Origin of the sequence: Roseococcus microcysteis (assembly GCF_014764365.1) — a bacterium.
GTDB classification, from domain to species: domain Bacteria; phylum Pseudomonadota; class Alphaproteobacteria; order Acetobacterales; family Acetobacteraceae; genus Roseococcus; species Roseococcus microcysteis.
Map to the genome: position 1 here is coordinate 4,124,876 of NZ_CP061718.1, position 12,168 is coordinate 4,137,043.

Annotated in this window: 12 protein-coding genes; 10 read left to right on the top strand and 2 right to left on the bottom strand. The window is 72.2% G+C overall.

Features of this window, described 5'->3' with window-relative positions; all coding sequences use genetic code 11:
* Positions 1–55: 55 nt before the first annotated feature.
* On the bottom strand, positions 56–799 hold the full coding sequence (gene flgF, locus ICW72_RS20020) for a flagellar basal-body rod protein FlgF (RefSeq protein WP_191084271.1): 744 nt from the start codon (positions 797–799) through the stop codon (positions 56–58).
* Between the two features lie 209 nt (positions 800–1,008).
* Here flgF and ICW72_RS20025 point away from each other — a divergent pair, with 209 nt between their 5' ends.
* The 10 genes from ICW72_RS20025 to ICW72_RS20070 all read left to right on the top strand — a co-directional run bounded on the left by ICW72_RS20025 (position 1,009) and on the right by ICW72_RS20070 (position 11,216).
* The gene (locus tag ICW72_RS20025; RefSeq protein ID WP_191084272.1) at positions 1,009–1,545 is read left to right on the top strand and encodes a flagellar basal body-associated FliL family protein; all 537 of its coding nucleotides are present in this window, start codon (positions 1,009–1,011) and stop codon (positions 1,543–1,545) included.
* The gene (gene fliM / locus ICW72_RS20030) at positions 1,542–2,612 is read left to right on the top strand and encodes a flagellar motor switch protein FliM (protein ID WP_191084273.1); all 1,071 of its coding nucleotides are present in this window, start codon (positions 1,542–1,544) and stop codon (positions 2,610–2,612) included. The genes ICW72_RS20025 and fliM overlap by 4 nt, the downstream gene beginning before the upstream one ends.
* Positions 2,609–3,025, top strand: coding sequence for a DUF6468 domain-containing protein (locus ICW72_RS20035; RefSeq protein ID WP_191084274.1), 417 nt, complete (start codon positions 2,609–2,611; stop codon positions 3,023–3,025). The genes fliM and ICW72_RS20035 overlap by 4 nt, the downstream gene beginning before the upstream one ends.
* Positions 3,022–3,624, top strand: coding sequence for a MotE family protein (locus ICW72_RS20040; RefSeq protein WP_191084275.1), 603 nt, complete (start codon positions 3,022–3,024; stop codon positions 3,622–3,624). The genes ICW72_RS20035 and ICW72_RS20040 overlap by 4 nt, the downstream gene beginning before the upstream one ends.
* 20 nt (positions 3,625–3,644) lie before the next feature.
* Positions 3,645–4,031 carry a chemotaxis response regulator CheY gene (locus ICW72_RS20045; RefSeq protein WP_184384736.1) on the top strand — a complete coding sequence of 129 codons (387 nt, stop codon included), beginning with the start codon at positions 3,645–3,647 and terminating at the stop codon, positions 4,029–4,031.
* Entirely contained in the window at positions 4,024–4,611 is a 588-nt protein-coding gene (locus ICW72_RS20050) for a protein phosphatase CheZ (RefSeq protein ID WP_191084276.1), read from the top strand. Before ICW72_RS20045 ends, ICW72_RS20050 begins: the two co-directional genes overlap by 8 nt.
* 8 nt (positions 4,612–4,619) lie before the next feature.
* Entirely contained in the window at positions 4,620–7,667 is a 3,048-nt protein-coding gene (locus ICW72_RS20055) for a hypothetical protein (protein ID WP_191084277.1), read from the top strand.
* Positions 7,668–7,851: 184 nt separating this feature from the next.
* A complete protein-coding gene (gene speD, locus ICW72_RS20060; protein WP_184384730.1) occupies positions 7,852–8,325 on the top strand; it encodes an adenosylmethionine decarboxylase in 474 nt (157 codons plus the stop codon).
* Positions 8,326–8,401: 76 nt separating this feature from the next.
* On the top strand, positions 8,402–9,268 hold the full coding sequence (speE, locus tag ICW72_RS20065) for a polyamine aminopropyltransferase (RefSeq protein WP_191084278.1): 867 nt from the start codon (positions 8,402–8,404) through the stop codon (positions 9,266–9,268).
* 355 nt (positions 9,269–9,623) lie between these two features.
* Positions 9,624–11,216: an ABC transporter substrate-binding protein gene (locus ICW72_RS20070; RefSeq protein WP_408639217.1), complete on the top strand. Its 1,593-nt coding sequence runs from the start codon at positions 9,624–9,626 to the stop codon at positions 11,214–11,216.
* Positions 11,217–11,351: 135 nt separating this feature from the next.
* On the opposite strand, the gene ICW72_RS20075 is transcribed toward ICW72_RS20070, so the two are convergent.
* Positions 11,352–12,137: an SDR family NAD(P)-dependent oxidoreductase gene (locus ICW72_RS20075; protein WP_191084280.1), complete on the bottom strand. Its 786-nt coding sequence runs from the start codon at positions 12,135–12,137 to the stop codon at positions 11,352–11,354.
* Between the last annotated feature and the right edge of the window lie 31 nt (positions 12,138–12,168).

Sequence of the window (12,168 nt, forward strand, 5' to 3'; positions counted from 1 at the left end):
GCGACAAAGCGCAAAGGTCGGCGGCGATGTGCAGGGAGCGCATGGAAAATTCTCCTTAGGCGCGGCGGCGCAGCAGGCGGTCGATCGCGCTCTGCTGCCGTTCGGATTCACGTTCGAGGAATTGCGTGGCCATCTGGAACTCGCGCAGCTCGGCCATCATCCGCGTCATTTCCAGCACGGAGACGACATTGCTGCCCTCCACCGCGCCCTGGACCATGCGGGGCTGGGGCACCTCCTGCGGCTCCTGCCCGGCGGCGGCGAAGAGGCGGTCGCCCTCGGACTGCAAGGCCTGCTCATTGTCGAAGCGCACCAGGCGGATGCGGCCCAATATGCCGTTCTCGCTGCGGATGGTGCCATCGCCCGAAATCTCGATCTGCGTGTCGTTGGGGGCGATGGCGATGGGCTGGCCATTGGCGTTCAGCACCGCATGGCCGTGGTGGTCCACCAGCTGGCCATTGGCGCCCATGGCGAAGCGGCCGGCGCGGGTGAAGCGCTCGCCGCGCGGGGTTTCCACGGTGAAGAAGCCATCGCCCTGGATGGCGACATCCAGCGGGTTGCCGGTGCGGGTGATGGCGCCCGGCTGGCTGTCGCGCCAGGTCGCGCGGTCCCAGGCATAGGCCACCTCCCGCCCCTCGCGCGGGCCCTCCACGCGGCCCTGCCGGGCCAGATGCTCGGCGAAGATGGGGCGCGCGGCGCGGAAACCCGGCGTGTCGGCATTGGCGAGGTTGTGCGCCGTCACCTGGCTCGCGCGGAGCTGCGAGGTGAGGCGGGAGAGGATGATGTAGCTCGGGCTGTCCATGGCGCGGTCCTCGGGCCCCGGCCGAGGGGCCAGGTGCCGCCCTGGGGGCAAGCCGCGTGCCAGCCCGGGGCGGGGGGGTGGGGCAGGCTTTGCCGCGGGGCGGCGGCAAGCCCTGCCGGGTGGCGGCATGAAGGGGGTGGTGCGCCGCGCAACGCTTCCTTAACGCCCTGCCCCCCATCCTGCCGCCTCACGCAACAAGGGTGGGCCCGATGGCCGCGGCAGCGAAGGCCGAGACGGTTGGCGAGGCGGGGGGCGAGGGGGATGCCCCGCGCCGCTCGAAGAAGAAACTCGTCCTGCTCGCCCTGCCGCTCCTGCTGCTGGGCGCGGGCGCGGGGCTGTGGTTCTCGGGCGTGCTGCCCGGGCTGCTCGGCATGAACGCGGCCCCGCCGGTCGAGGAAGCCGCCGCCGAGGAGGTGGACACCGGCCCCCGCCCTGCCGAACCCGCCGTCTTCGTCGCCATGCCGGACATCGTGGCCAACCTCAACTCGGGCAACCGCCGCCCCGTCTTCATCCGGCTGCGCAGCCAGATCGAGGTGCGGGGCCAGGCCGATGCCGCCGCCCTGCAAGCCGCCATGCCCCGTCTGCTGGACCTCTTCACCACCTATCTGCGCGAGGTGCGCCCCGAGGAGCTGCGCGGCAGCGCCGGCACCCACCGCCTGCGCGAGGAGCTGATCGCCCGCGCGAACATCGCGGCGACCCCCGTGCGCGTCACCGACGTGCTCTTCACCGAGATTCTCGTGCAATGAGCACCGAGGAAGACGATCTCGCCGCCGCCTGGGGTGCGGCGCTGGACGCGGAGGAGGAGAGCGGCACGCCCGCGCCCGCCCCCACGCCCGACGCCACGCGCGTCCTGAACCAGGCCGAGATCGACAGCCTTCTGGGCTTCGAGCAGGCGGGCGAGGGCGAGGTCGGCAAGTCCGGCATCGAGCGGATGATCCATTCCGGGCTGGTCTCGTATGAGCGCCTGCCCATGCTCGAGATCATCTTCGACCGTCTCGTGCGCATCCTCTCCACCAGCCTTCGCAACTTCACCTCCGACAACGTCGAGGTGAGCATCGACAGCATCGCGAGCCAGCGCTTCGGCGACTACCTGAACAGCGTGCCGCTGCCGGCCATGATCGCGGTCTTCAAGGTCGAGGAATGGGACAATTACGGGCTGATCGTGGTGGACAGCGCCATGATCTACTCGGTGGTGGACGTGCTGCTGGGCGGCCGCCGCGGCACGGCCGCCATGCGCGTGGAGGGCCGCCCCTACACCACCATCGAGCGCACCCTGGTCGAACGCCTGATCTGCGTGGTGCTGAAGGATCTCTGCGACGCCTTCGGCCCGCTGACCGAGGTGGAATTCCGCTTCGAGCGGCTGGAGGTGAACCCGCGCTTCGCCACCATCTCGCGCCTGTCCAATGCCTGCGTGCTGACCAAGCTGCGCATTGACATGGAGGATCGTGGCGGCGCGCTGGACCTGCTGCTGCCCTATGCCACGCTGGAGCCGGTGCGTGAGCTGCTGCTGCAGCAATTCATGGGCGAGAAATTCGGCCGCGACAGCATCTGGGAAACCCATCTGGCGCGGGAGCTGCGGGACACCGCCGTCTCGCTCGACGTGGTGCTGGACCAGCAGGTGATGCCGCTCTCCGCCATCATCGCGCTCAAGCCCGGGGACCGCATCACGCTGAACGCCCAGCCCCAGGCGCCGGTGAAGCTGCAATGCGGCCCCGTGGCGCTGTTCGAGGCGGAGTACGGCCGGCGGGAGACGCGGCGGGCGGTGCGGATTTCGCAGGTGTTGCGCGCGCCGTCGGAGGTGCTCGGCACATGAGTCAGCTTGCCTTCCTCCTCGACATCGCGGTGGTGCTGCTGCTGGCGCTGACCCTGCCCATGGCCTGGCGGCTGGACCGCATGCTGCGCGCCCTGCGCGCGGACCGCGAGGCATTGGCCAGCGGTGCCGACGGGCTGGCGGACGCGACGCGCGAGGCCGATGCCGTGCTGACCCGGCTGCGCGCCGCGACCGAGCAGGCGGACCGCCAATTCGGCGAAAGGTTGAAGGCGGCGGGCCTCGCGCAGGATGACCTGCGCTATCTGCTGGAACGCGCCGAGACCATCGCCGACCGGCTGGAGGCCGCGGTGCAGGCCGGCCGCCCGCTGGCCGCGAGCCCCGCCGCGCCCGGCACGCCCGCGCCCCGCAGCGAGGCGGAGCGGGAATTGCTCCGGGCCCTGGGGCGCGTGGCATGAGGCGCTGGCGCCCCCGCCTGCTGCCGCTCGCCATCCTCGCCATGGCGGGGCTGCTGCTGACGCGCGGCCTGATGCTGCATGACGGTTTCGGCGCGCCCGCCGCGGCACAGGCCCCTGCCGCCGCGCCGGAGGCCCCGGTGGCGCAGGCGCCCGCCGCCCAGCCGGAAGCCCCGCCCGACGAAATCCAGGCCGCCGAGCGCGCCCTGCTCGAATCCCTGCGCGAACGCCGCCTGGCGATCGAGGCGCGGGAGGCCGAGGCGGCGCAGCGCGAGATGCTGCTGGCCGCCGCCGAACGCCGCCTGGCCCAGCGCATCGAACAGCTCGGCACGCTCCAGCAGCGGCTGGAGAGCGAGACCGCCGCGCAGGACGAACGCGCCGAACAGCGTCTGCGCCAGCTTGTACGGCTCTATGAGGCGATGCGCCCGCGCGACGCCTCCGTGATCTTCAACGACCTGGACATGGAGGTGCTGCTGCCCGTCCTCGCCCGCATGCGCGAAGCCCGCGCGGCGCCCATCCTTGCCGCCATGCAGCCCGACAGGGCGCGGCAGGCCACCACCGAGCTGGCGCGGTTGCGCGCCCGCCTCGCCCCTTCACCCTGACCCCCGGAGACAGACCGCCGATGGCCATCGACAAGAACATGAACGTGCTGATCGTGGATGACTACAAGACCATGCTGCGCATCATCCGCAACCTGCTCAAGCAGCTCGAATTCGACAATGTGGAGGAGGCGACGGACGGCGCCGAGGCGCTGGCCAAGCTGCGCGCCGGCAATTTCGGCCTGGTCATCAGCGACTGGAACATGGAGCCGATGACGGGCCTGGACCTGCTGAAGGAGGTGCGCGCCGACAGCCGGCTCAAGAGCCTGCCCTTCATCATGATCACGGCCGAGAGCAAGACCGAGAACGTGGTCGCCGCCAAGCAGGCCGGCGTCTCCAACTACATCGTCAAGCCCTTCAACGCCGAGACGCTGAAGGAGAAGATCGAGAAGGTGCTCGTCCATGCCTGATCAGAACCCCGAGCAGATCGAGCGTGCCGTACGTGAGGTGCTGGGCAGCCTCTCCGGCGACCTGACGACCACCGAGATCTCCCTGCTGGGAGAGCTGGAGGCGTTGGGCCGCGAGGTGGCGCGCGCCAAGTCCGAGATCGCCGCCCTCAGGGTGGACGACATCAACGACCGCCACATCCCGACCGCGACGGATGAGCTGGACGCGGTGGTGGAACACACCGCCACCGCCACCAACGAAATCCTGGACGTGTGCGAGGGGCTGGAGAAGCTGCAGACCAAGCTGCCGGCCGAGCACGCCGATGCGCTGGGCGTGGCCGTCACGCGCATCTACGAGGCGTGCAGCTTCCAGGACATCACCGGCCAGCGCATCACCAAGGTGGTGAGCGCGCTGAAGGTGATCGAGCAGCGCGTCTCCGACGTGACGCGCCGCTTCGGCACGACCGAAAGCCAGCCCACGCCGGAGCCCGAGGTGGTCATCACGCCCGAGACCGAGGGCCGCGCGCTGGCCAATGGCCCGCAGCTGCCCACCGCCGCCAGCAGCCAGGCGGACATTGACCGCCTGCTGGCGAGCTTCGACTGATGCGCCGCATGGCCCGGCTTGTCGCGCTGCTGGCGCTGCTGCTGGCGGGGTTCGCCCCGCTGGCGGCGGCGCAGGAGCGTGTGGGCGTCCGCACCGGGAACCACCCCGGCTTCGGGCGCATCGTCTTCGACTGGACGGCGCCACCCGCCTACACGGTCGAAACCACGCCGGGCCGCGTGCTGCTGCGTTTCCGCAACGCCGATTCCGTGGACCTGCCCGGGCGCGGCCGCCTGCCACGCAACATCACCGCCGCGAACCGCGTCGAAGGCGGCATCGAGCTGCTGATTGCCGAGGGCAGCCGCGTGCGGCACTTCCGCAACGGCCCCAAGGTGGCGGTGGATGTGATGGACGCGGCTGCGCCCGAGGCCGAGCCGCCGCCCGTCGCGGCCCCGGCCGCCGCCCCGCGTCCGGCCGCGCAGAGACCGGCCAGGCCCGTCGCCACGGCGCCGCCGGCGCCCCGGCTTGTGCCGAACGTCGCCGCACCGGGCCTCGATGCGCCCACTGCCGCACCCGCGCCCGCGCCCACCGCCCCTGTCGCGGCCGCGCCCACTGCCCCTGTCGCGACCGCTCCGGCCCAGCCCGCCTCCACCATTCCCAGCGGCGCCTTCGCGCAGCCTCCGCCGCCCGCCGATGAGCCGCCCGCGCCGCTGGCGGCCGCGCCGCCGCCCGCGCCGACGCGCCCCGCGCCCGCGGCCCCTGTCGCGACCGCGCCCGCAAGCCCCGCCGCAGCCGTGCCGGCCGCGCCGCCCGCACGGCCCGCGCCCTTGGCTCCGCCGGTGGCCGAGCCCGCGTCCACCGCCAACCCGCCATTGAACAGCCTGGCCGGGCCGCCGCCCATCCGCGCGCGCGCCGTGCTGCGCGCCAACCAGCCCAGCGCCCTGCGCCTGCCCCAGGCCGCGGGCTTCGGCCTGGCCGCCCTGCGCCGGGGGGATGTGGCGCTGGTGGTGCTGGCCTCCGAACGGCCGCTCGAACTCGGCGCCGTCCGGGCCGACCGCGCCTTCGCCGCCGCGCAGGTGCAGCGCCTGCCCGGCGCCAGCGTGCTGACCTTCCCGCTTGCCGCCGACCAGCGCCTGGTCGTGGAGCGCGACGGCGCCGACTGGCTGCTCATCCCCGGCCCCCGCGCGCCGGGCGGGCCCGATGTGGCGCATCTGCGCGCCGTGCCGGAGGCCGAATCCCTTCTCCTCACGGCACCCGGCGCCGCGCAGGTGGTCGCGCTGACCGATGCCGAGACGGGCCTGCCCCTGCTCATCGGCACGCTGCGCGAACCGCTCGCCCGCCAGCCCGTCACCCGCCGCCTGCCCGAGATGGAACTGCCCGAGACCTTCCACGGCGCCGCCATCCTCGCGCGCTCCGACCGCATCGCGTTGCGCGCGGGCGCGGGACGCTTCGTGCTGACCGGCGCCACGCCGGCCCCCGAGGTCAGCCCGCTCACCGAGGGCGCGGGCGCCATGACGCGCAGTTTCGACTTTCCCGCCGCGCCCGTGCCTGCGCTGATGGAACGGCTGCGCGCGCAGCAGGCGGCCGTGGCCGGCGCCGCACCCTTGCAGCGCGCGCCCTTGCGCTTCGCCGTGGCCGAGACGCTTCTCTCGCTGGGCCTGCCGCAGGAGGCGCAGGCCATGCTCCGAATGGCGGCCGAGGAGACGCCCGCCGCCGCGCGCGACCCGCGCCACCTCTTCCTCTCCGGCGCCGCCGCGCTGCTGGCCGGGCGCACCCCGCCCGCCGGCGCGCTGGAGGCCGAGATCGCGCCCAGTGACGAGGTGATGCTCTGGCGCGCCCTGCGTGACGCCTCCCGTGGCGAGACGCGCACCGCCGCCGCTTCCCTCGCCGCCACCGCGCCGCTGCTCATGTCCTACCCCGAAGGGTTGCGTCGCCGCCTGCTGCCCGTGCTGGCCGAAACGCTGGCCGCCGGCGGCGAGGGTGCCGCCGCCGCCCGCGTGCTGGAACAGGCGGGCCCGGACCCGAGCCTGGCTTTGGCCCGCGCGCTCACTGAAAACGCGCAGGGCCGCACGGAGGAGGCGCTGGAACTCTTCGACGCCGCCGCCCGTTCGCGGGACCGGCTGATGCGCGCCCGCGCGCTGCGCCACGCGCTGGAACGGCGCCTGGAACTCGGCCGCGTCACGCCGGCCGAGGCGGCGCAGGGCCTCGAGCAGACGCTCTTCGCCTGGCGCGGCGACGCGCAGGAGGTGGTGACGCGGCTGCGCATCGCCGACCTCCGGCGCGAGGCGGGCGATGCGCGCGCCGCCATGGCCCTGCTGCGGGAGACGGCCTCGCTCTTCCCCGAGCAGGCCGCCGCCATCCGCCCGCGCCTGCAACAGGCCTTCCTTCAGGCGCTGGAGACGGATGCGCCGCTCGCCGCCGTCGCCATGCACGACGCCCAGCCGGACCTGATGCCGACCGGCGATGCGGCGGCCGCGGTGCTGGAGGGGCTGGCGGGCCGCCTCGCCGCGCTGGACCTCAACGACCGCGCGGCGGCGCTGCTGACCCGCGCGCTGGAACGCACGCCGGCGGGCGAGGGGCGGGCGGCGCTGGGCGCGCGCCTCGCGGAGCTGCGCCTGGATGCGCGCGATGCGGATGCGGCGCTGGAGGCGCTCTCCGCCACCTCCGCGCGCAACCTGCCCGTGGCGCTGGCCCGCCGCCGCGCCATCCTCGCCGCGCGCGCCGAGGCGCTGCGCGGCCAGACGGACCGCGCCGTCGAATCGCTCACCGCGCTGGGCGCCGAGGGTGATCTGGCGCTGTCCGGCATTCTCGCCGCCGCGCGGGACCATGCGGGGGCAGCCATCGCGCTGGCCCGCCACCTGGACCGCACGGATGACACGGCGCCACTGCCCGCCGGAGCCCAGCGCGAGGTGCTGCGCCTGGCCGCCCTGCGCATCCTGGCGGGCGAGGAGGACCAGCTTCCCGCACTCCGCGCCCGCTATGCCGCGCGCATGACGGAGGCGCCGTTGAAGGCCGGTTTCGACGCGCTCACGAGCGACCCTGTGCGCGGCCTCGCCGACCTGCCGCGCCTCGCGCGCGAACTCGATCTCTTCCGCAGCCTGCCGCAAGACCGGGGATGAGGGAGGAGCCTTGCGCTGGGGGCGTGCCGCCTTGCACAGGGATCACATCGCAAGGTCCCGATTTCATTTGACCCCCAGGCCCCCATGCCCCAGAACGCGCCCCCACTGACCATGATCGAACCGACGGCCACGGTGGCCGCACAGCCGATACACCTGGTCATCTGCTGGTAGGAAAGGGAACCGAATGGACTCTCTCGTCCGACTGGGGATGAACTCGGACACGCTCCCGAGCAACGCCCAGACTGTCTCTCACGGTGACGCCGGTCACGGTTCGGTCAGTGAGGCGAAGGATTACTTCGTCGAGCGGAACGGCGTGCGCTACGCCGGCACGCATCTGATCATCGACCTGTGGGGTGCCACCAACCTTGACGACCCCGGCCATATCGACGCCGTGCTGCGCGAGGCCGCGATCGCCACGGGTGCCACCATCCTGCACGGGCATTTCCACCACTTCTCGCCCAATGGCGGGGTGTCGGGCGTGCTGGTGCTGGCCGAGAGCCATGTCTCCATCCACACCTGGCCGGAGCGCGACTACGCGGCGCTGGACATCTTCGTGTGCGGCGATTGCGACCCCTACAAGGCGATCCCGTTCCTGAAGCGCGGCTTCCTGGCCGAGCGCGTGCAGCTCGCCGAGCACAAGCGCGGCCTGATCGGCTGAATGCCGGCCGCATGTGGTGACTGATCGGGGCCGGGTGGCGACACCCGGCCCTTCTTACGTGCAGGAGACGATGACGATGGCGACCGATTCCTGGGTGAACGAGACCCTCTACCCCGACTGGGGCCAGCGCTTCCTGGTGAAGCGCGAACTCGCCCGCGTGCAGAGCGATTTCCAGGACATCATGGTGTTCGAGAGCACCAGCCACGGCCGCGTCATGCTGCTGGACGGCGTGGTGCAGATCACCGAGCGCGATGAATTCGTCTATCAGGAAATGCTGACCCATGTGCCCCTGCTGGCGCATGGCGCGGCGAAGCGCGTGCTGATCATCGGCGCGGGCGATGGCGGCGTGCTGCGGCGCGTGCTGCAGCACCGCAATGTCGAGCGCGCCGTGATGGTCGAGATTGATGGCGAAGTGATCCGCCTCGCCAAGGAATTCATGCCCGGGATCGCCGGCGACGCCTGGAACGACCCCCGCGCCGAGGTCATCGTGGGCGATGGCATTGACTATGTCCGCCAAGCCGCCTCCGGCAGCTTCGACGTGGTGATCGTGGACAGCACGGACCCCATCGGCGTGGGCGAGGTGCTCTTCACCGACGAATTCTACGCCAATGCCGCCCGGCTGCTGAGCGAGCGCGGCCTGATCGTGAATCAGTGCGGCGTGCCCTTCATGCAGGCCGACGAGCTGCGCGAGACGAATATCCGCCGCGCCAAATCCTTCCCCGACACCTGGGCCTATGTCGCCGCGGTGCCGACCTATGTGGGCGGCTTCATGACGCTGGGCTGGGCCGCGAAGGACGCCAGCCTGCGCGAAGTGGACGTGGCCACCATCCGCGCCCGCGCCGAGGCCGCGGGCATCCTCGGCCAGACGCGCTACTGGACGCCCGAGATCCATGTCGGCGCCTTCGCCCTGCCGCCCTATATCGCGGAAAACCTGGCGCGCTGACGCCATGCGATGCGCGCGGGGCCATCCGCGTGCATCGCACTTCAAAAGCGGAGAGGGGCACCCTATCTCCGCCGTCCTTCCGGCCGCTGCCGGTGCCGCGCGCGTGTTTCGCGGCGAGAGCCTTGTCCGGCATTTCGATGCCGGTCCCGCCACCTCCGTTCCGGCCCGCGGGCCGTGGCGGAGGGCGTCCCGCCGGATGGCGGGCGTGCGGACGGTTCCTCGCCTGGGCCGACCCCCCGCAAGGGGGTCCATGGGCCCGCTCACGTCGTGGCCCGCAGCGGCCGGTTTCCCACCCTGTCAAAGCTGTTGCGCCGCACCACGCCGCACCCCCAGGATGCGTCCCGTCAACCTTGGGATGATCCGGATGCCCCGCCTGCCGCGCCGCGCGCTTCTTGCCACGCCCCTCGCCGGGGCGCTCGCCGCGCCCGCCACCGCCCAGGCCGCGCGCGTGATGCGCTTCGTGCCGCAGGCGGATGTGACGGTGCTGGACCCGCTCTGGTCCACCGCCTTCGTCAGCCGCAACCACGCCTACCTGGTCTATGACACCCTCTATGGCACGGATGCCGAATTCCGCGCCCAGCCGCAGATGGCCGAGGGCCATGTGGTCGAGGATGACGGCCGGACCTGGACCATCACCCTCCGCCCCAATCTGCGCTTCCACGATGGCGAACCCGTGCGCGCCGCCGATGCGGTGGCCAGCCTGCGGCGCTGGGGCGCGCGCGACCCCTTCGGCCAGGCGCTCTTCGCCGCGACGGATGAACTCACGGCGCTGGATGACCGGCGCCTGCGCTTCCGCCTGAAGGCGCCTTTCCCGCTGCTGCCGGCGGCGCTGGGCAAGACCACCGTCACCGTCCCCTTCATCATGCCCGAGCGCCTGGCCCGCACCGACGCGGCGACGCAGGTGAGCGAGATCGTGGGCTCCGGCCCCTATCGTTTCGTGGCGAATGAGCGCGTGGCCGGCGCGCGCACCGTCTATGCGAAGTTCGACGGCTATGTGCCGCGCGAGGGCGGCGCACCCTCCTTCACCGCCGGCCCCAAGGTGGCGCATCTGGACCGCGTGGAATGGGTGGTGATGCCCGATGGCGCGACGGCGGCGGCCGCACTCCAGGCGGGCGAGGTGGATTGGTGGGAACAGGCCGTGACCGACCTGCTGCCCGTGCTGCGCCGCCACCGCCAGGTGGAGGTGAAGACGCTGGAGACGACTGGCTTCATCGGCTTCCTGCGCTTCAACCACCTCCAGCCGCCTTTCAACAACCCGGCCGTGCGGCGTGCCGTGCTGGGCGCCATCCACCAGCCGGACTTCATGCAGGCCATCGTGGGCAACAACCCCGAGCTGTGGCGCGGCGATGTGGGCGTGTTCACGCCCGGCACGCCGCTGGCGTCCAATGAGGGGCTGGCGCCGCTGACCGGCCCGCGCGACCCGGCCGCCGTGCGCCAGGCCCTGGCCGCCGCCGGCTACAACAATGAGCGCGTGGCGCTGATCGTGCCGACGGATCTGCCCTTCCTGCGGGCCATGAGCGAGGTGGGCGCCGACGCCTTCCGCCGCATCGGCCTGAATGTGGACTACCAGGCGCTGGACTGGGGCACGGTGCTGCAGCGCCGCACCTCGCGCGAGCCGGTGGAGCGCGGCGGCTGGAGCGCCTTCTTCACCTTTGGCGGTGGGCTCGATTTCGCCTCGCCGGCCGGGCATCTGGGGCTGCGCGGCAATGGCACCAATGGCTGGATCGGCTGGCCCGACAGCCCGGCGCTGGAAGCGCTGCGGCAGGAATGGTTCACGGCACCCGACCTCGCGGCCCAGCAGGCCATCGGCCGGCGCATCCAGGCGCAGGCCATGCAGGACGTGCCGATGATCCCGCTCGGCCAGTATTTCCTGGCCACGGCGCACCGGCGCAACGTGACGGACATGCTGAGCGGCATGCCGCTGTTCTGGAATGTGAAGAAGGGGTGACCCGCGTCCGATCGCTCCCGGCGCAGCCGGGGGCGTGAATCGGCCGCGCGGCGAAGCGTCCGATCCCTCCCGGCGCAGCCGGGGGCGTGAATCGGCCGCGCGGCGAAAAGGGGCGCCAGGGCGCCCCCCGCGCCCTCAGTCCTCGCTCACCAACGGCGGCCCGGCCAGCACGCCGCCATCAATCACCATGCTCTGCCCCGTCATGAAGCCCGAGGCGGGCGAGGCCAGGAACACCGCGGCCCCCGCGATCTCATCCGGCTCGCCGATGCGCAGCAGCGGCGTGTCGCGCGTGCGCTTCTTCAGGTTCACGGGGTCCTCCCACAGCGCCCGGGCGAAATCGGTGCGCACCAGGCCGGGCGCGATGGCGTTCACGCGCACGCCCGAAGGCCCCCATTCGGTCGCCAGCGCGCGCGCCAGCTGCATGTCGGCGGCCTTGCTGACGCCATAGATGCCCAGCCGCGGCGAGCCCCGGAACCCGCCAATGGACGAGACGATGATGACCGAACCCGAACCCCGCGCCGCCATCTCCGGAATCGCCATCTGGCACAGCCAGAGATTCGACCGCACGTTGGAGTTCATGATGCGGTCATAGGCCTCGTCTGGAATGTCCTGGGACGGGCCGAAATAGGGGTTCACCGCGGCGTTGCAGACCAGTACGTCCACCGGGCCATAGGCCGCGCGCGTGGCGTCCACCAGCTTCTGCAATTCCTCCTTGCGGCCGATGTTGCAGGCCACGGCCATGGCGGTGCCGCCCTTGGCCGTGATGGCGTCCACCACCTCCTGGCAGGCATCGAGCTTGCGCGAGGACACGACGACCTTCGCGCCATGTTCCGCCAGCCTTTCGCAGATGGCCCGCCCGATGCCGCGGCTGCCGCCGGTGACGATGGCGACCTTGCCGGTCAGGTCGAACAATGTGGGCATCGGCTTCCTCCTCAAGGGTTTGGAGGAAGCC